Source organism: Lachnospiraceae bacterium JLR.KK002 (assembly GCA_036941025.1).
GTDB lineage: Bacteria > Bacillota > Clostridia > Lachnospirales > Lachnospiraceae > Petralouisia.
In genome coordinates, this window is record JAYMNP010000001.1 from 1,435,520 (window position 1) to 1,454,341 (window position 18,822).

Consider the following 18,822-nt stretch of genomic DNA (forward strand, 5'->3'; position numbering starts at 1 on the left):
ACACGTATAGCTACCAGATAGATGAAGGTATTATCTGCCCATTCTTGTCTGCCTTGCATCTTTTTCGTTCTGCCTTGCCTGATGCCCCCTATTCGCTTCTCTTTCTTTTACTATCTGCTCTTTCTGCCTAAGCCTGTCTCTGATACTCATGGAATCTGCCATTTTTTCTCCGTAGATTTTCTCATACTCCGCACAAGCCGCCTGATACTCAAGATTCTCTTTCTTTGCGGCTTCAAATTCTTTATAGAATGCCTGCATAGAGTCAAATTTATATTCCTTCACAATAGAAGAAAGCCTCTTTTTCATATCGGAAATCTGGTTGTCGATACTGTCAATCTCCTGTTGTAATTCCTTCCGTCTGCCGCCCTTAAAAATACCTGTGAATTCGGATAATTCCCTTTTCAGTTTATCCCGCTTTTTCTCACGCTCAAAAATTGCCTTATTCTGGTCTTTAAGCTTACGGTCAATCTCTTTCAGACGGGGATATTTACTTGCAAGTATGGAAGGCTTGGGCTGTGGCTGTCTTTCTGTTTCCAGCCGCTTTGTTCCGACAGGAGCAGATTTTTGTTCTGGTTTAATCTGCTCAATGACGGATTTTTTTGCTGTCGCAGTATTTTGTGGCTGTTCTGTTTCATTTCGTACATCTGCTTTAACTTTACGCTGTGGATTAACAGGAAACGGTATCTTCTTCCTTTCCGGCTGAACCACCGGCTCATCTTTTGTATGGATATGAATTTCCATTTCTTTCGGTGTTTCCTTTTGGGCATCGGTAACTTTGCCGATACCTTTTTCCACAAAATCCATTACCTTCCGCATAACTTTTGCAATCAGCTTCTCTAACAGCTCAATAGCCTCCCTGACAATTTCCCCGAACAGCTCCGGCTTACTTCCGTTCTGCTCCACGGATTCCTTTACCCTGTCCATGATTTCCGTCTTTTTCAGTTCCACAACCTCAATCTCCGATACGTCGCTCACAATTGCACGGTCAACAGCCCTGTTCCATTCCATGCGGATTTCATTGTCTGCTTTTATCGCCTCCGCTTTCGGGTTATTTTTGCCGACTTTCTTTGTCGCAAGGTACGGACCGTTTTTGTCAAATATGCTGAGCCGATCCTTATCGTCAATCACCATCTGGTTGATTAAATCCGTATAAAGTACTTTTGCTTCGTCCAGAAAGGATTCCTGCTTAAAACGGCTGCCCTTTATGGTAAAAATCTTACGCTCGTATACTTCGCCTTTTTTGATGATTTTACAACCTTTACGGATATTTCCGTCCCCGTCAAGAATCTCTTTCTTCGTCCTGACATGTTTTCCCTGCTCGTCATAAAACATATTCCGGCTGGCAGTTTTTTCCTCCGGCTGTTCCAGCCGCTTTCTCTCCGCAAATATCATATGGATATGCAGGTTTGTTTTCTGTTTATTGTGGTGGAGCGCGGCAAAGCATTCCACACCATACAGTTCCTTAAATTCGTCAACCATCTTTTTCAGTAGATACTCATGGTCATAGCTGATAAAACTTTCCGGCAGAGCGATCATCAGTTCGCTCGCCTCTATACATTTCCCATTCGTCCCACTTTTTTCAAATTCTTCCTGATTACATTTGGCAAGTTCCCGCCAGAACGCCCTGTCCGGCTCCGTGGCATAGACTTCATACAAATATTCCTGTTTGGCATGGCTGGAAATATAAGTGATGCGCCCCGATAAGTTATGTAGCTTTGCCATTTCTATAAATGAATTTCTCCTCATAAACGATTTTCCTTTCTTTTGGCAGATTTTTGTGAGCAGCCGTTATCAGACGGCTGGCTGCGAACCGATGCCCGGATACGGGCAGTTTATGGCGGTCGCTTTCTGACAGCCACAGAGGGGCTTCATTTTGTGTAGTCCCTCTGACGATGCTTCACATCTGCCCTGAAATGTAGCCGTAGGCAGAAGCGCCATCCATGCGCCCGTCCTCTGGACGGCATGAGTCAAATACCCCGCAGCAAGCTACGGGGCATGACCTAGCTTGTTCTTTCCGCCCCAAGGGGCGGGGTATTTGACCCTCGCGGCATTCGCCAAATATCCGCGCGAGCGCGGCTGCTTGGCTCATTACTCGCGGGAATAAATACAGTCCGTCTCTTTTGGATTATAAATTTGCGCAGACGCAAATTTGCCCCCTGCAAGGGCGAAATCCCCGGAGCATAAACCGAAGGTTTGTGCGGAGGGTGTATTTCGCTCTCAAACGCCGAGGGCTTAGGGAAGGGCTTTCGCCCTCCCCGGAAATTACCCGCCGACACTCCCCAGACACCTCCGAAGTCGTTTCCAAAACAAGTCTTTTCAGGGCATAAAAAAGCCGCCTGTCTGAAACCCAATATGTCAGTCTCAAAACAGACGGCTATATTTACGCCCTTATTTGCAGCCTTTCGGCTGCTCTTTTCCCTTATTTTGCGGGCTTAAATGCCTGCCCTTTATTATGCAGCCTTTTATTCCTGCCCTTTGTCCTTGTTTTGTAGCCTTTCGGCTACATTTCTTCCTGTTACTATAAAAATGTAGCTACATTTACGTTTCATTTCATAAAAATAAGGCTACGATAAATCCGCTTACCGTAGCCCTATCTATATTTATATTAAAATGCGTCAAAATCAATCAATTCATTGTCCGGTGGCTCTGTGACACTCTCTTGTTTATCCTGCCCCTGTGTATCTTCCGCATCCTGCGTTGCCATATTTTGGGGATTCGTGCCACTGGACAAGGCTCCTGTCTGCGCCTGTCCGTACACCATACCGCCCTGCGCCACCGAATATGCCCCCATAGGAACGGATAATGGAAAAACCTGCATCTGCGCCATATACATCCCGAACAGCGCCGGAAGATTAGACATCACTTTCTTTTCCACTACCTCCACGATGCGCTCCGCAAAAGCATCCTCTTTCTCCCTCGTTTCCAGATAGGGATCATTCTTCATTGCCACACATCTGTCGTAATAATCATTGACCGCCTCTATCACAAATCTGTTCTGTGACTTAAACATCTGCCGTACCTGTGGGGAGTGCAGGAGTTCCCACGCCCTGCACTCATCCCCTTTTTCCATGTTAAAACGGATATTGTGGTTTTTACTTTTCATTCGGATGCCCCCTTATCCGGCTGATGCCATTGCTTTCTGCCTGCGCAGCTTCATATAACAGAAATATTCGTAGCCTTTGGCATTTGCCCGTATATCGTGGTTGAAAGTGACATTATCGCTGTCATAATCTCCCACAAGTTCCACAACCTTTGCACCGCCGCCCATAATATACAGTTTCATAAGATTGGGGTTATACCCATGTACCTTTAGCTCTGCAAATATCTTATCCACATAGCTCTTTGCCGCTTCCTCCATGAGTGACTTGTATTCATCTCCTATATCAGTGCTGCCATATCTGAGATAATTCTCGATGATCTCTGCCGGAAGTTCCTCCGCTTTCCTGTCCAGTATAAGATTGCGGATTGCCATAAAACATTCATTTGCCCCCAGCTTTACCGTCCACGATTTGCTCTCGCTTGCCTTGCCATTATTGAGTATCATCACATTCATTGTCCCATTTCCGATATCCGCTATCATGTGCATACCCTTAAAATCGGGCAGATTTTCCGCTATCGCTGCATAACACTGCGGCATGACCGTACAATCCACGATGTCAACCGTATAACGCTTTCCTGCATACTTGTAATCAACATGGCGGTTCTGCATCATATACTCACGGAACGAATCACGCTGTACCTGCACCCATTTCAGCGGAAGTCCCACCGCAAGATGTATCTTTGCGGCTGACAGCCCCCTCGCTTTCAGTTCCTTTGCAATGGCGGCAAGGGTAAGGATATAATTGTCATCATCCGCGCTTTTCTCTGCAACAAATTTTTGTGTCCCTCGCCTATGGTGTAGTAGCCGCCGTTATATTCCAGATAATCCCTCGTAAAGACAGGCGGCTGGCTATTCCTGATTACGGAAGTCGGGAAACAGCATCTCGCCGTTTTATAGTTCCCATATCCTGCATCCACACCTAAAATAATTGTTCCGTTCATGTTATAATCTCTAATCTTTGCCATATCAAAATCCTCACTTTCATAGTTGTTGTTCATCAAATTATCTGCCATATTTTGCTTTCACTTCCTCTTTGGTCGGAAGGCTGCTCTCTATAATAATCTTGTTTTCCCCTGCCACCATAGCCGCAACCTGTTCCGTACCATCCGTATGCAGAAGTTCATCTGCTGACTGTTCGGCTTCCGCTATCTGTCTCTGTTTATCTGCCGCATTTGCATCCTCAATCAGCCGCCGGATTTCCGGTCTGTGCTTTTTCCGGTAGGCTTTCTGGTATTCCCTCCTGTACTGGCGGCGTTTCCGCTTCTTTTCTTCCTCCGCCATTTCTTCCTCCGAAAGTTCCTGTGCCGGAAGCTCCACCTTCCCGATATAATTTAAGAAAATCTCAATCTCCTGTATACGGTCGCCGTCTGTTTTCTCTATTTTATGAACCATGATCTTGTCCACAAATTCATTGACGATGGCAGGCGTCAGCTCCTGAATGTCGGTGTACTTATGGACAAGGGAGAGAAATTCCTCCGTTCTGTCCGTATCATCTTCAAACTGCATGAGTTTTTCCTGAATTTCTCTTATAGAACTCTCAATCTCCTGCTGTTCCTTCTCGTAATCGGAAGAAAGCATCTCATACCGTCTGTCCGGCAGCTTCCCCATTGCATTGTCCTCATACACCTTTTTAATCAGTAAGTCAAGGTCTGCAAAGCGCTTCTCTTTTTTCGCAAGGTCTGTTTTCAGCTTTTTCACTTCGCCTTTGTCCCTGACCTCTGATGCGCTCCGCATACTTTTTATAAATGCCGCCTCGTCCATGCGGACGCTTTTTAAGGCATACTGAATTGATTCGAGGATAAGCTGTTTTACCGTATCCTCTTTTATGGAATGGGAACAGCACACCTGTTTATACTTTTTTCTGCTGCTGTTATAGGTGCTGCAATTAAAACCTGCGGATGTGTGCTGGACTTCTCCGTTCGGAATCCCGCGCCAGTCCCTGCCTGCCCTTGTCGTGCTTCTGCGGTAGTGCATCTTCCCGCCGCAATCCGCACAGTAGAGCTTTCCGGTCAGCAGGCTTCCTTCCCCGCTGGTATCCACTCTCCGCACCGTCTTTCTTAATTCCTGCACCAGATACCAAGTCCTGCGGTCTATGATTGGTTCATGGGTATCCTGAAAAATAAGGATATCCTCACTGCTGTTTTTAACCGCTTTCTTATCCTTGTAGGATTCCTTATGGCTGCGGAAGTTCACTGTGTCGCCCATATATTCCGGTCTTTCCAGTATCCGCACCACCGATCCGCCCGTCCAGTTGTAGGGAGTTTCAAAATCGCACATGGTTTTGAAATTGCCCCTCTGCCTTGTCGCCTGATAATATGACGGTTTCTCCACCTTTTCTGCCATAAGCCGCTTTGCAATCTGGTACGGTCCCATGCCCTCCACGGTCAGACGGAAAATCTTTTTCACAACTTCTGCCGCTTCTTCATCGACAAGCCAAAGGTTTTTATCATCAGGGCTTTTCACATATCCGTATGGCGGATTGCTTGTGATTGGTTTTCCTTCTTTCCCTTTTGCCCGCAAAACTGCGGTAATCTTCCTGCTGCAGTCACGCAGATACCATTCATTCATGATATTCAAAAAAGGGGCGAATTCACTGCTGGTGTTGTTGTCACTGTCAACACCATTGGAAACAGCAATAAAACGGACACCTTTTTCCCGGAAGAATACCTCGGTGTAGAATCCTACCTGAAGGTAATCCCTCCCGACACGGCTCATGTCCTTTACTATGACTGTGCCGATGTCGCCGTTTTCAATCCGGCTTAACATCTGCTTCCATCCCGGTCTTTCAAAACTGCCGCCGGAAAATCCGTCATCCGTAAAATGCACCGTGTTCGTGTACCCGTTATTTTTTGCATAATCCTCCAGCATCTTTTTCTGGTTGACTATGCTGTTGCTGTCCCCCGCAAGATCATCGTCCCTTGAGAGCCGCTCATAAAGAGCTGTTATTCTGTTGTCCCCAGCCGTCCTGTTGTTCATTCCGAACTCCTTTCCAGCGGCTGGCTCATCTGTGGTGAATCCATCATACCACAGTTTCCGCCTCCTGTCATCATTTCGTTGCAGATTAGACGGGATATTTTTTCGTCAATTTTTTCGTCAGGCGTATCGGCGTACCCCGAACCTGTATATACTCTGACCTTGAAAAGTGTCCCGCCGATCCTGCGGTAAAAAAAGCCAGCCGCAGAAGGGCTGGACTTTGCCATATCATTATTCAATTTTACTGCCTCCATCATGCAATCCTTTCTTGCGCTTCACACACATTTCCCTTATAATTGTTCGTGGAACCGTTAAGACTCCGACTTCCGTACTTAGTAACCGGATTTTTGTTTTATCCGTGCCTCATAGCCTGCCCCTCCTTTTGTGTAACTGATTTTTATTCAAAAAGAATTACTCTTTCACTAATAGGAGAAAAACGGCTATAAAAACGGAAGTGTTTTGGAAAAAAACAGCTACAAAATATTATTTTTTTGCAAAGGACTGACCATAAATGCCAAAATACGCTGAACTTCCGGCATTCAGGGAGCAGAATTTCATAACGGAAGCGGACGGGGATATGCTCCACCGTGAAGCCCGCGCCCTTGCGATCCAGCGTATTGAGGAAAGCGCAAGGACGGAAGCCGACTTTGAAAATGTGCTGTACTGGTGGGATAAACTGGACGCAAACAGGGAACGGAAAGAAAGAGACCATGAGACAGGACGCTCCGCTGTCCCATTGGAATGGGGCGCGGATGAGTTTTATGCTTCCGACAAGCCTTCCTATGACATGATTTTAAGAAGGCTCATGCTTGCGGGCAATTTCCTCGATATTATATTTGACCACCCGGAAACAATGCATGAGCTTGTCACGGATGCGGATTTATCGGAAATATTGAAGGAACTAAAGCCGCACCTCAAAAATATGCTCTATTATCTGTTTTTGCGTGATTATTCCGCAACGGAGTATGCGGAAAGTATCGGACAGTCTGACCGGAATATCAGGGGTATTAGGGAAACTGCCCTGAAAAAGATACGGAAACTTTACGGCGGCATACTCACATACAGGCAAGAAAACAACCTGCCGATGACGCTTGACGAAAAATATTTCTTGGAAAATGGAGTGCGGAAGAAAAAGAGCATCAGACAGCTTGACCGATAACGAGTAACTGCTTATAATAGAAGAAATATTACATCAGATGATGTGGCAGGATTGAACGGAGCAGACAGGTAATTACATTTGCGGATTTCTTGCCGTCCCTGCAACAAAACGCTTAGAAATGAGGATTTTATGAAGAATTTATTTGAACACACCAGCGCACCGTGGATTCGGTACAGCAGCTATGAATATAAGACAGGCAGTGACAGTAACCTCTACATAACGGTTTCCAGAGATGCCAAACCGGAAATGTACCATCCCATGCAGGAAGCGGAACAGCTTGTCATTGATGCCATAAATGTTGGGCTTGCCGCCATGCACAAAGTACCGGAAGAAGAATTGAAGGAAGCTGTACTTGACTTTATCAAAAAATATGGTTTTCTCGGCTTTATTACCGCCCTGCCGACAACAGCAGATTTCATTACTTATGAATCGGTGTATCTTCCCAAAAACCACTTTATAAAGGAAGAATCCCTCCCTACAGAGGACTATCTCGCCTATTTTTACCCTTTTGACAAGCCGGATTTCAGAAAGAACGGCGTAGAATCAGGCTGGTCTGTAACTGACCGTGAGGGTATTGCAATTACAATGGCTATGGGGAATGCGCCGCAGGCTGTGGCAATGGGATTGCAGAAAGAATATGCAGAAAGGTACGACTGGCTTGTAAAGGAATTTACCGACTGGGCATTTACCTTTATGACAAGTTTCCTTTATTACATGGATTATGATACCATTGATGAACAGACGCGCAGCCTGTACCGTCAGGGCATTTCCGCTTTCGGCGGCATATCCCCGACTTACCGGATCGCGCTTGAAAAGGATTCGCCCGTTATCGTATGGGATTTTCACTCCCTGCTCGTCATGGTGCAGATGTGCTTCTCATTCATGCTTACGGATAAGGACAGTGATATGCGCATGTGCAAACACTGTAAGAAAGCCTTTGTCGCAAGCAGGAAGGGGAATGAGTTTTGCAGCCAGAAGTGCAAGAACCAGTTTAATGTCTACAAATCAAGGAAAAAGAAGAAAGGAAACAAAAGAGATGATTGAAAACAGGAATGTAAATATCATAACCGATGCGGACGGTAAAAAGCTGGTCTTGATTAACGATATCCGTTTCAAGGGCAAGCGTCAGATTGACTGGGATGATGTAAAGCAGTATCTCGAAGGATATGTCGGAGACTATTACGAAATCGCTGAAAATGCAGAGCATATTTTTATCGGGAGTGAACTGCCGGAAGAATACACGGAATCAGAGAGCCGTAAAAGCCTTATGGGTGCAAATGCAAAAGCGAAGGCAAATGCCGCTACTGCGATACCGGAACTGATACAGATAGCATCTAACCCAGCTTTTGAAGAAAATCGTAAGAAAAAACACAATAAAAACGCAAAATACGGCTGGTACAGGTATGATGTCCGTTTTGCCCTCCCGGTCTATGAGGAAAATACGCTTGTCAGATACAATATCTTCCATGCCCGGCTTTTGATTAACCATGCTGAAAATGGCAGGAAATATCTGTATGATATTTTGGCAGTAAAAAAAAGAAACGAGCAAGCCGTAGCAAGATGTACGGTGAAAACCCATTTCTTATTGTCAATAATAAGCTATTTTTTAATTCCTGTCAATCCCCAATTTTGATTTTTTCAGAATACCGCCATCGGCATTTTTAATGCAATGGGGGAACTTTGTTCCCCCTTAACCACTCCATAGCATGAGGCGCAGAAGATGTCAAGACCGCCGCAGGCGAGGCGGAGCCGGTGTCTTGACATCTTCTGCGCCTCATGCTACAAAACTTAAAGCCAGAACAAAATTAAAGGGAATAGATCAGATCGTGCAGCACCACTTCCTCCGCCCTGCTCCTGATGCTGTTCATTTTTTGAAGCCAACAGAGCCAGTCATCGGATTTTAACTGCTCCGTCACTCCCTCTTTCTTAGCCATCTGCCTTACAAGCCTGTCCATCATCTCATTACATTCTTCATCAATTTCCGCAAGATGCTTCCATAAGGTTTCTGACAAAATCATATATGAATAAATGCCTCCATGATTCTCCTTCAAAAACTGTTGCCTCATTCTTCCATATTTTCCGATATGATATTCTGTTGTATCCGAAAGTTTGAGGTCGGGAATCAGATAGTCGCCTTCCCAATGATATGTAATCTCCATATACACCCGCCTTTCTTTGTGCTAAACTGTTTACAGATACGAATAAAAGAATTTACCACCTTCTTCCCTTACCACAACATCTGCAAGTTTCCATTCACCACAAATGAGCCAGCCGCATATGTTGTATTTTAGCAGATGCTCATTTCCGCTAAAATACTGCGTTTGTCGGAAATGTTTACATCTACAGTTCACAACATATCACATCGTCCATGTACTGGCACTTGGCAAACATATCCGAAGATTTCTGCGCTTCCGTCTGTGCGATGCCCGCCACATTCCTCATCTTTGTGTATAAAAAGAGGTTCTTATAGTTATGGCTTTCATCTACAAACAGCCGATCCACGCCCAACTGTTCAAAGGTCACAACATTGTCTTTCCGGCTGGAATCGTTTAAGCGGCTTAATCTGGTAGAAAGTGATTTTTTTGTCTTTTCCATCTGTTTAATGGAGTAACGCTCGCCATTCTCCGCTTTGAGGGCTTCGATTGCCATTTCAATTTCTGTTATCTGCCTTTCAATCATCGCCATCTGCCTTTCGGTGGAAAGCGGGATTTTCTCGAACTGACTGTGACCGATAATCACAGCGTCATAATCCCCTGTCGCTATCCGGGAGCAGAACTTTTTCCGGTTTGCGGGTTCAAAATCCTTCTTGGTTGCCGCTAAGATATTCGCCCCCGGATACAGGCGCAGGAAGTCACTCGCCCACTGCTCCGTCAAATGGTTTGGCACGACAAATAAGCTCTTTTGGCACAATCCCAACCTCTTATTTTCCATTGCCGCCGCAATCATTTCAAAGGTCTTTCCCGCACCCACGCAATGGGCAAGGAGCGTGTTGTCCCCGTATAACTGATGCGCCACAGCGTTAAGCTGGTGCGGTCTGAGTACGATGTCCGGCGTCATTCCGGGGAATTTTAAGTGCGAACCGTCATATTCCCTCGGTCTTGTGGAATTGAAAAGCTCGTTATACTTTGCGCATAAATCCTGCCTGCGCTCCGGATCACGAAATACCCAGTCCTTAAATGCTTCCCTTATGGCTTCCTGCTTCTGGCTTGCAAGCATGGTTTCTTTTTTATTGAGGACTCTCTTTTCCTTCCCGTCCTCCGTAACCACATCAAAGATACGGGTGTCACGAAGGTTCAGGGAATCTTCTAAAATCCTGTATGCGTTTGCCCTGCCTGTTCCGTAGGTCATATTGACAAGGGCATTTCCCCTGTCTGCATTTTTCCCTTTTACGTTCCACTGCCCGGTCACGCCTGAAAACTGTACGCCCATTGTCTTACGGTCAAACAGGTATTCCGGCGTTTCAAAAGTTTCACGCATGAAGTCCTCAATATATTTTGTGGAAATCCATGTAGCGCCGATACGCACCTCAATCTCCGATGCGTCAAGCTCCTTCGGCTGTACGCTTTCCAGTGAGGATACGTTAATGGCATATTCCGGGTGGTTTTCCGCAAAGGTTCTCGCTACTGACAGCTTCTCCCGCACGTTCCCGCTTAAATACTCGTCTGCGGTTTCCCATTCCTCTGTGACCGGGTTCTGGAAGATTACTCCGGCAAGCTCCTTCGTGATTTCCTCCACGCTCTTGTCCGCAAGCTCCGACATATAGGCTAAATCCACGCCCGCCTTCTCGCTAAGTGATACCGCCAGCGCTTCGCTGGCTGTGTCCACGCTCGTCACAACTTCCTGCTTTTTAATGGTACGTTTCGAGAACATATCCGCCTTGCCAATAAACTTCCCCTCATCGTCCAGATTTTCAAGGGAACATAACAGGCAGTAGCTGGAATCCTGATTGAACGCCCTTTTATTGGTCTGTGAGCTGATAAGACCGAATTTCTTGGAGAAATCATCGTATAACTGATTCAACTCCGTCTGTTTGTTTTTAATCATATCATCCGGGTATTCTTCCAACTGGAAGTTTATCAATTCCTGCGTGCAGTCCCGGATTGCCACCATGCCCTTCATGCGCTGCTCCGCTTTCTCCGAAACGTCCACAGGCTTCATAATGGAATTTTCCCGGTAATACACTTTATCGTCCACTACGGTATAGCTGTAATTCTTCACATCCGGATCGGCGGGTATGTTCTCCCTTGCCAGTTCATCTTCAATCTCGTTAAAATCCGCCTGCTCGATGCTGCCCTCCACATAGGAAAGCGCATGGTTAAGCTGTGCCGACAGGGGAAGGGAATCATCCGGCAGACAGGCGCTCTCCATGCCATGCGCCCCGGTAACCATCTCCATTTTTCCAAGCACCATTTCCGGGTGGTCTGCGAAATACTGGTTCATCACGATACCGTCTTTTTCCGTCAGATGCACCCAGTCCGGTTCAATGTCTAATACCCGGTCACGCTTCTTTAAGAACAGAATGTCCGAAGTGACCTCCGTACCCGCATTTTCCTTAAAGGCTGTGTTCGGGAGCCTGACCGCCCCTAAAAGCTCCGCCCGCTGTGCAAGGTATTTCCGCACCTCCGGGTTTTTCTTATCCATCGTTCCCTTTGAAGTGACAAAGGCAACAATGCCGCCCGGACGCACTTTATCCAAAGTCTTTGCGAAAAAATAATCGTGGATTAAAAAGTTATGCTTGTCATACTGCCTGTCAGACACTTTATACTGTCCGAAAGGCACATTTCCCACCGCCACGTCAAAAAAGTCATTGGGATAATTTGTATTCTCAAATCCGGTGATTTTAATATCCGCATGAGGGTAAAGCTGTTTTGCGATGCGCCCGGTAATCCCGTCCAGCTCCGCCCCGTAGAGCCTGCTCCCCGCCATTTCCTCCGGCAGACAGCCATAGAAATTCCCAATGCCTGCGGCGGGATCTAACACGTTCCCTCTGGTAAATCCCATTTTCCCCACTGCCTCATAGATTGCCTGAATGATGACCGGGCTTGTGTAGTGGGCATTTAACGTGCTTTCCCTTGCGGAAGCGTATTCCTCCGGGGATAACAGGTTCTTTAATTCCTGATACTCATTCGCCCAGTTCGCTTTGGAAGAATCAAAGGCATCGGCAAGACCGCCCCACCCCACATATTTTGCTAAGACTTCCTGTTCCTCCGGTGTGGCAGTGCGGCGTTCCCCTTCAATCTTTTCAAGGGTTCGTATGGCTTCCACGTTCTGCCGGAATTTCTCTTTCGGCGCAAATCCTTTCCTGGTATTCTCCGCTTCATTGAAAGAGATACGGTAATTGACTGCGACTGTTTTATCAATCTCCGGCTCTTTTTGTGGTACTTTTTCCGGCTCTGGTGGGTTGCCCCCGGTCAGCGTTTCCACATCACCCATGACCTGCCGGATAAACGGATCGTTTTCTAAGGCGGTTTCATCTACTAAATGCCCGTCCACAATCCCGGCTTTTTCCAGACCTTCCCGGACAGCCTGTGTGTCAATGTCGGAAAAATCATCTTTTTCAGCAGAATCTTTTGCTTCTGAAACAGTTCCCGGCTCTGTAACAATATTTTCTGCTTCTTTCCCCTGTAAATCTCCGTTGAGATTTTGGCAGAAAACATCCGCTTCCTCCGGTGTGTCAAATGTCGGCACTGTGCCATCGCCTGTCACATAATAATCCTGTGTTTCGCTGTCCCATACCGCATAAGGCTCTGTAAAGGCATCCGAAGTTTCCGTAACCGTAAAGCGTACTGTTTCTTCCTGTTCCGGTTCTTCTGTCCGTTTTTCCGGCTCTGCATCCGGGTGATTTTCCTCCCGGCGCTCTCCTGCCGACTCTGCTTCAGATACTTCCGCAGCGTGTCCCTCCCTCTGCTGTCCCGGCTCGTTCTCATAACGTGCCGCATACTTCTGTGCTTCCTTCAGCAGGGCATCCATCTCCACCGCTTTTTCCGCATTGCCGCTTATTGACTGCATCAGTACATAATCGGCGGCTTCCAGAAACAGGGTGTCATAAACTGCCCTGCCCTCCAACCTCCTGTCAGCGTCCTCTATGGCAACCGCCCCGGTATCCTCGTTCCAGCCGACCACATCTTTCATGGACAGCGCACCGCAGATTTTTACCACTACGGACATTTCCGCAAGCCTTTCAGCCAGTGCTTTCTCACTTTCACTGGATTTATTTTCTGGTTCGGGACTCTGAATATTGTCCCCGGAAATTTCCGCTTCCTGCTCCGGTACAGCCATTTTTTCCGGTTCTCTGTCACGCTCTATATACCGCCTTGCCTGATTGGTAAAACCGTCCAAAACAGCCGGGTGTGAAGTGACGATATAATCCCTTGTCTGCCAGTCAGCGGAAGGCACAAGGCTTTTCGCCCATTCTTTATTGTTTGGGGAAAAACGCCCGTCATGGGATAAGTGCGTGATTGTGTTGGCAAGGACAATCTCTACCCGTTCCTTCCCGTACTGCCGGATAACGCCCTCTGCGGTATCCCCCGGAAGTGTGTAACCGTCAAATTTCTCCGCAATCGCTTTTTCTATGGCATCTTTGCACTCCACCCGGACACCATGCTCCAGCTTTTCCTGCTCCCGGCGCATGGCTTCCTCCGCCTGCTCTTTTTTGTACTGTGCGAAGGCTTCCTTCCCTTTCGGCGTAAGGTATTTATCCGCATTGACAAGTTCCCTGATGCGCTTCTCCACCACGTTCCATGTTAAAAGCACTTTTGTGTATGAATCGCCTATTCTGCCTTTCCCCAATTTGATTCCTTTGGAATCGTGCCATTCATCGCTCCGGTCTGAACCAGTTAAGGCGGGAGAACCGCCGCCTGTACCGTATTCATTTTTTAGGAAAGCTATATTTTCCTTCCTGTCATGCCCCTCCATAAAATATTCATAGATACGGAAATTCCCATGATGATAGCCACTTCCACCCGTCAGACGGTTATCTATCTCGTCCTGTGTAATAAAATCCTCATGCAGCACCTCCACGCTGTCCTGTACCGGGTATTCCGTTTTCTCTGTGCTTAAATCCGCAATCTCTGAAAGCAGATGCTCCGGCTTTTTTACATACCGCCACCTGATCTGCTTTTCCCCGGCTTCAATCTGCTCTTTTGCGTGGGAAAGCTCCCCGGCGATGACATCACGCCCCTCCTGCGTGGATAAAAGCTCGCAGAGGTTTGTCATGCTCTCCGGGTGGTTGTAAGTCTTAATCGGTATGTTCTCCGGGATTTCCCCGATGCCGTCCCGGAAGAAATTGAACAGGTCATTTGACACCCTCTGGCGTTCCACCGCATCCACAAGGAACACTTCATTTGCGCCCATGTAAGAGCCATTCTCCACCATAGAACGGACAACGCCCTCTATTTCCTGCCAGCCCATCACCGCAGCCGGGTTTTCCTTTGCGGACATCCCATAGCCGATGCTCATGCCGGATTCATTGAACCAGACGGATATGGGATTGCTGCCAAAATCAAAGCCTTTCCCCGTAGTACGGTACTCATTTTTCAGAAACTCCGCCATTTCCTCCGGCGTTTTGCCCTGCTGGTACTTGGCATAAATGCGGCTCCTGCTGTTATCCCGTCCGCCCCCTGTGCGTAAAATGGCTTCAAGCTGCTCCTCTGGCAGAGAAAAAGCGGCGGGCATGGTATATTTCTCTCCTGCCTGCGCCGCTTCTATCGTGCCGATCTGTTCCTCTATCGTGGGGAATAAACTAAGCTGCTGGTAACTTTGCGTTTCCTTCGGTTCTTCCCACTGCGGTATCTGCCCCTCTTTCAGATATTCGCCCTTTTCCATGTAAAAGGCGATGCTGTCCCTCACAGCTTCCCATGATATAGTTGCTTCCGCTGTCCGGTTTAAATAGCTCCCCTTCCAGACCGTCAGACCGTTTTCGTCCGCCCTGTACCCGGCTCTTTCCTCCCCTACATAAAACTCGGTAAATTCCTTGTGCCTGTAACTGTTTTTGATATATTCCGTCTGTTTATCCTTATCCGGCTCGAAAAGCATTACCCCGGCAATGTCCGGGCATTTATGCACCATAAATTCATCAAACCGCAAGATGCCTTTCTCTATTTCAGACAAAGAAAGACCGGGCAATGGTTCTCCACTGTCCGGCTCTGGTAAATCCTTATTTTCAGTTTTTTCAGTCGCTTCTTCACTTACAGGCTGTATACCAGCTCTTTCAGTACGATTTCCTCCGCCGAGTGCCTGATGTTGTTCATCTTCTGAACCCAGAGCATCTGGTTCTCTGCCTTGAGTTTTTCCGTCACTCCCTCCTGCTTCATCATCTGCCCGGTCAGTAATTCCATCCTCTGCTCCGCCTGCTCCTGAATGGTCAGAAGATGCTCTTTCAGCTTCCCTTTCAGCAGAAGCCCGGTGTAAATCCCCTTCTTGTGTTCCTGTAAGTAGTTCTTCCTCATCAGTCCGTATTTCGTGAGCGTCCCCTCCGGCTGCTCGTCCATCTTCAACATCGGTATCATGTAATCCCCGTTCTTCTCGTAGGTCAGATTCATTATTATTTCCCCTTTCCCCGGCGTTCCCGGTCTGTGTGGTAAGTTGTACGTCCTCCGTTTCGCTTTCATGCTTTAAAGCATTATAGCGTGTGTCAGAGGTATTTGCAAGTCCTTTTTCGGCAAAATTTCTTGATGCTTCCTTTCCGGCGATTTCCCTGTCATACGCCCCAATTGCTTTGCCAATCTCCATAAGCACAGGCTTGGATAAATCGGATATGCTGTCACCGATATGTGACAGGGTTTCGATTGTATTAAACTCATGGATATAGGGGAACTGGATTTCCTCTGCCAGCTCTGCATCTTCCATGCCGCACCGCTTTAAGACGGTGTAGGCGATGCTGTCCGCCAGCGTTTCCCGGACACGAACAGCGATATTCAGTTCGTCCAGTTCCTCCAGAAAACTTCCCTCTTTCAGATATTCCATATCTGAAGCAAGCTCCCCATAACAGTCCTGCGCAAGCCGGGAAGCAATCTCCCTGATCCTGTCCACAAATCCCGCTTCCTTGTTGGTATCCCCGTAAATCCCTTCCAGACGGTTCAGAACCGCTTCCTGATGTTCCTCCCGCATCTCCCAAAGCTGGGGGAAACGCCCGATGCGCCTTGCCTTATGCACGTCCGATATGTCAAAGACGTACCGCAGTCCGGTGTAGGGACTCCCATCTTCATCCAGAAGCGCAATCCCCTTTGCGCCCTTGTTTACCCAACAGTGCATTTTTTCATTCCATATCTCTATGGAAGCGCAGGCTGTGGCATCTGGTCTTTGGGCATAGATAAGGAGCTGGTCTTTGAACGGGTATTTGTAGAGCCTTGATGCTGTGTTCAGATATTTCTTCCAGCTTTCTTCATTTCTCGCCACCCTCTTTGATGTTTCTTCGGAGAGTGCGGAAATTACGTCATATTTTCTCATGGTAAACCTCCATTTCCTGTTTATTGTTTTTGGGCAATAAAAAAGGTGGCTATGGTTCGTTCATAAGCCATTGCCACCAGTGACGGTAAACTTTATTCAATTTTTGTATGCTCCTTTCCTCGGATTTTTCATATAAGAAAAGCACCTAAGATTTCTCCTAAGTGCATTTTCTATCTTTAAATCCTATTTTCTAAAAAATCTTATGAATTACTCGCTTTATTGCATCATGTGAAATTCCAGTATTATCTAAAATCATAACATATATCATACATCTGGCTAACTGAAATGTATAGGCGTGAATATCCTCTATGTCTTTCGGGTGTCCATGTCCTATTTCATTTCGCATCTTAGAAAATATCTGACCTAAATTGATGTTTCCTTCAAAACGAATTTTCATTCGCTGTGCTAACATTTTCTTATAATCATTTAAAATATCTGCATACTTCTTTAACACATTATTAAATTGTTCTTCTAAAGAAAAATCAATTTTATCAAGGTCATCTAATAATTTCTTTGCATATTTTATAATTTTGTCTTTCTTTTTTCTTGATGTTTGCTGTTCTTTTAATTCTTCAGCAGCACTTTCAAACCTCTTTTTTATATATTCCAATAATTCTTCTTTTAAAGAATCGCTTTCCTCTTGATCCACTAATTTACAGGACTCGTCAATCACCACATCATTTGCTAATTGCTTTATTTGCTGGAACTCTGCATTAGTTTCTATTTTTGTTTCTTGTGTACGGTCATACTCTCCTTCAAAACTTAAAGCACATTCCAAAAAACTTGTATGGCTTAATTCCTTATACTCTGTATCATTATCTGGAACAAATAACTCATCCGAAGTATCTCTTTGACGCCTCTCTGCAATATATTGAAAAAGTTCTCCAAATTTATCTCCAATATCTCTTGTAAGAATTGTATTCAAATCAGAATTTGTATACTCACCTCTATCTATCGTTCTGAAATAAACAATCCCTGTTTTTTCAATTTTTTTATCGCTGTTTCTCTTATAAATCTTAATATCATCAAACTTTATATTTCGGCGGAAACTCAAAAATTTCATAAAATCAAATACCCACAAATAACAGTCTGGTATTATATCAGTTCCAACCGATTCTTTAAAATCAATATAAAATCGTGGCGTACAAGTGCCTATATTACGTTCTCCCCACCTGTCATTATAATAAATAGAGTAGTCAATTCCTACTTCGCATAATATCCCATTAACTATTGCCGGATATTTTGTATTTATTTCATTCCAATATCGAGGTTCTTTTGCATATAAGCGTTCATTCCAGTCTATCCCGTCATCAATCTTCTTCATCACATTAGCACTGCCACCAGCAAATACATCTATTGGCTTTCCTGTAAACATAATTCTATCAAATTGTGAAAGATTGTCTGGCGGATTATTACCGCTCGAATAAATATATCCTTTACACGAGATGCTTCTCCCATTATATATACAACCGAACATTTTAAAATTATAATTATTAAAAAGATAGCCCTCAACAATATCCTTCTCTATCCTTTCATGTTGCAAGCAAAAAAAGTGTTCTTCATCTACTATAATCTTAAAATCCTTATGATTCTCTGAAATAAAACGTATTTCATTTTCCTCAAGTCCACTCAAATATCCTTCTAACATATAACCTCCCATAATATTTATATCTATTTTTAGCTAATATATTATGGAAATTATACCACCCTATCAGTTGTAACTCAATTTCTTCTCAGAATATTTCATATTTCAGTTGTAGGGTACTTAACGCACCCTACAACTTACTATCAATCACTCATAGAAACCATGTTCCTCAATGCCTTTTTCCAAAATGGTATGTATCAGTTCCTCCAGCTCTACACCGTTTATCTCACTGACCACAATCAGCTTTGCAAGGGTATCTTTCTGTACAGATATGGCATACTGTTCCTCATCGGCACGAAGCTCATGGACGCAGATGCCAAGCCCGTCCGCAATCCTGCACACCACGCCAAGCTCCGGCTCTCTGATGCCCGCCAGAATATCCATGATTGTCCTCTCCGGCACTCCCGACATTCTGGAAAGCTCCATAATACTAATTTCTTCCTCTTTCATCACGTTTAATAGCTTATCCCCGGTTGTAAACATCTTTCTTCCTCCCTA

Annotated in this window: 14 protein-coding genes; 3 read left to right on the plus strand and 11 right to left on the minus strand. The window is 45.7% G+C overall.

The features are described 5' to 3' along the window. Positions 1 to 30: 30 nt before the first annotated feature. The 6 genes from VSQ32_06970 to VSQ32_06995 form a co-directional block, all read right to left on the minus strand. Positions 31 to 1,746, minus strand: coding sequence for a MobA/MobL family protein (locus VSQ32_06970; GenBank protein ID MEH2942606.1), 1,716 nt, complete (start codon positions 1,744 to 1,746; stop codon positions 31 to 33). 859 nt (positions 1,747 to 2,605) lie between these two features. After that, a complete protein-coding gene (locus tag VSQ32_06975) occupies positions 2,606 to 3,103 on the minus strand; it encodes a hypothetical protein (protein MEH2942607.1) in 498 nt (165 codons plus the stop codon). A 12-nt stretch (positions 3,104 to 3,115) separates the two neighbouring features. After that, the gene (locus VSQ32_06980) at positions 3,116 to 3,838 is read right to left on the minus strand and encodes a ParM/StbA family protein (protein MEH2942608.1); all 723 of its coding nucleotides are present in this window, start codon (positions 3,836 to 3,838) and stop codon (positions 3,116 to 3,118) included. After that, the gene (locus VSQ32_06985; protein MEH2942609.1) at positions 3,805 to 4,113 is read right to left on the minus strand and encodes a hypothetical protein; all 309 of its coding nucleotides are present in this window, start codon (positions 4,111 to 4,113) and stop codon (positions 3,805 to 3,807) included. The genes VSQ32_06980 and VSQ32_06985 overlap by 34 nt, the downstream gene beginning before the upstream one ends. Beyond that, positions 4,103 to 6,076: a recombinase family protein gene (locus VSQ32_06990; GenBank protein ID MEH2942610.1), complete on the minus strand. Its 1,974-nt coding sequence runs from the start codon at positions 6,074 to 6,076 to the stop codon at positions 4,103 to 4,105. Before VSQ32_06990 ends, VSQ32_06985 begins: the two co-directional genes overlap by 11 nt. Further along, positions 6,073 to 6,312 (minus strand): hypothetical protein, encoded by a 240-nt coding sequence (locus VSQ32_06995; GenBank protein ID MEH2942611.1) that lies wholly within the window; start codon positions 6,310 to 6,312, stop codon positions 6,073 to 6,075. The genes VSQ32_06990 and VSQ32_06995 overlap by 4 nt, the downstream gene beginning before the upstream one ends. 272 nt (positions 6,313 to 6,584) lie before the next feature. On the opposite strand from VSQ32_06995, the gene VSQ32_07000 reads away from it, so the two are divergent. From VSQ32_07000 to VSQ32_07010, 3 genes are all read left to right on the plus strand, one after another. Then, positions 6,585 to 7,232, plus strand: a complete 648-nt coding sequence (locus VSQ32_07000; GenBank protein ID MEH2942612.1) for a sigma-70 family RNA polymerase sigma factor — start codon at positions 6,585 to 6,587, stop codon at positions 7,230 to 7,232. Between the two features lie 129 nt (positions 7,233 to 7,361). Beyond that, positions 7,362 to 8,276 carry a hypothetical protein gene (locus tag VSQ32_07005; protein ID MEH2942613.1) on the plus strand — a complete coding sequence of 305 codons (915 nt, stop codon included), beginning with the start codon at positions 7,362 to 7,364 and terminating at the stop codon, positions 8,274 to 8,276. Then, positions 8,269 to 8,865, plus strand: a complete 597-nt coding sequence (locus tag VSQ32_07010; protein MEH2942614.1) for a hypothetical protein — start codon at positions 8,269 to 8,271, stop codon at positions 8,863 to 8,865. Before VSQ32_07005 ends, VSQ32_07010 begins: the two co-directional genes overlap by 8 nt. Positions 8,866 to 9,037: 172 nt before the next feature. On the opposite strand, the gene VSQ32_07015 is transcribed toward VSQ32_07010, so the two are convergent. From VSQ32_07015 to VSQ32_07035, 5 genes are all read right to left on the minus strand, one after another. Further along, positions 9,038 to 9,391: a TnpV protein gene (locus VSQ32_07015; protein MEH2942615.1), complete on the minus strand. Its 354-nt coding sequence runs from the start codon at positions 9,389 to 9,391 to the stop codon at positions 9,038 to 9,040. 181 nt (positions 9,392 to 9,572) lie between these two features. Beyond that, positions 9,573 to 15,299, minus strand: coding sequence for a DUF3849 domain-containing protein (locus VSQ32_07020; protein MEH2942616.1), 5,727 nt, complete (start codon positions 15,297 to 15,299; stop codon positions 9,573 to 9,575). Positions 15,300 to 15,418: 119 nt separating this feature from the next. Then, positions 15,419 to 15,841, minus strand: coding sequence for a TnpV protein (locus tag VSQ32_07025; protein ID MEH2942617.1), 423 nt, complete (start codon positions 15,839 to 15,841; stop codon positions 15,419 to 15,421). Between the two features lie 1,028 nt (positions 15,842 to 16,869). Continuing rightward, positions 16,870 to 18,327 carry a hypothetical protein gene (locus VSQ32_07030; GenBank protein ID MEH2942618.1) on the minus strand — a complete coding sequence of 486 codons (1,458 nt, stop codon included), beginning with the start codon at positions 18,325 to 18,327 and terminating at the stop codon, positions 16,870 to 16,872. Positions 18,328 to 18,471: 144 nt separating this feature from the next. Beyond that, entirely contained in the window at positions 18,472 to 18,807 is a 336-nt protein-coding gene (locus tag VSQ32_07035) for a helix-turn-helix transcriptional regulator (protein MEH2942619.1), read from the minus strand. Positions 18,808 to 18,822: the final 15 nt, after the last annotated feature.

Excerpts from the sequence above, each read along its gene's own strand:
- VSQ32_06970 (MEH2942606.1), bottom strand. The coding sequence starts at position 1,746 with ATGAGGAGAAATTCATTTATAGAAATGGCAAAGCTACATAACTTATCG.
- VSQ32_06975 (MEH2942607.1), bottom strand. The coding sequence starts at position 3,103 with ATGAAAAGTAAAAACCACAATATCCGTTTTAACATGGAAAAAGGGGAT.
- VSQ32_06985 (MEH2942609.1), bottom strand. The coding sequence starts at position 4,113 with ATGGCAGATAATTTGATGAACAACAACTATGAAAGTGAGGATTTTGAT.
- VSQ32_06990 (MEH2942610.1), bottom strand. The coding sequence starts at position 6,076 with ATGAACAACAGGACGGCTGGGGACAACAGAATAACAGCTCTTTATGAG.
- VSQ32_07000 (MEH2942612.1), top strand. The coding sequence starts at position 6,585 with ATGCCAAAATACGCTGAACTTCCGGCATTCAGGGAGCAGAATTTCATA.
- VSQ32_07005 (MEH2942613.1), top strand. The coding sequence starts at position 7,362 with ATGAAGAATTTATTTGAACACACCAGCGCACCGTGGATTCGGTACAGC.
- VSQ32_07010 (MEH2942614.1), top strand. The coding sequence starts at position 8,269 with ATGATTGAAAACAGGAATGTAAATATCATAACCGATGCGGACGGTAAA.
- VSQ32_07015 (MEH2942615.1), bottom strand. The coding sequence starts at position 9,391 with ATGGAGATTACATATCATTGGGAAGGCGACTATCTGATTCCCGACCTC.
- VSQ32_07020 (MEH2942616.1), bottom strand. The coding sequence starts at position 15,299 with ATGGTGCATAAATGCCCGGACATTGCCGGGGTAATGCTTTTCGAGCCG.
- VSQ32_07025 (MEH2942617.1), bottom strand. The coding sequence starts at position 15,841 with ATGAAAGCGAAACGGAGGACGTACAACTTACCACACAGACCGGGAACG.
- VSQ32_07030 (MEH2942618.1), bottom strand. The coding sequence starts at position 18,327 with ATGTTAGAAGGATATTTGAGTGGACTTGAGGAAAATGAAATACGTTTT.
- VSQ32_07035 (MEH2942619.1), bottom strand. The coding sequence starts at position 18,807 with ATGTTTACAACCGGGGATAAGCTATTAAACGTGATGAAAGAGGAAGAA.